Origin of the sequence: Staphylococcus equorum (assembly GCF_001747895.1) — a bacterium.
In the GTDB taxonomy this organism is placed as follows: Bacteria; Bacillota; Bacilli; order Staphylococcales; family Staphylococcaceae; genus Staphylococcus; species Staphylococcus equorum_A.
Genome location: NZ_LNNB01000007.1, coordinates 1 through 422, shown reverse-complemented (window position 1 = coordinate 422; position 422 = coordinate 1). Strand labels below are relative to the sequence as shown.

Here is a 422-nt window from a genome sequence, read left to right as displayed (position 1 = left end):
CCCAGATGGAAGTGTGGCAACGGGTACAGTCGATAGTCAAGGAAATTACATGATCGATTTACCATTAGATAAGCAATTGAATGGCAATGAAGAGTTGGTTATCACATCAACAGATGGATCAGGAAACGTATCACCAGAAACACGACTGACTGTTACTGATGTGACAGCGCCGGCAGCACCAACGGTGAATGAGGTTACAAGTGAAGGCACGCAAGTAAGTGGAACAGGTGAATTAAATTCAACAATTACAGTGAAGTTCCCAGATGGAAGTGTGGCAACAGGCACAGTAGATAATCAAGGCAACTACGTAATTGATATTCCAACAAACGTGGACTTAGTAGGTAATGAAGAATTGATAGTGACATCAACAGATGTTGTGGGCAATGTGTCAGAGGAAACAAGATTAACAGTTATAGATACAA

The 422-nt window shown here is 41.5% G+C and carries 1 protein-coding gene; it reads left to right on the top strand.

What is annotated here, in order from left to right; all coding sequences use genetic code 11:
* On the top strand, positions 1-422 hold a 422-nt coding region (locus AST02_RS01130), incomplete at both ends, for an Ig-like domain-containing protein (RefSeq protein ID WP_256092373.1).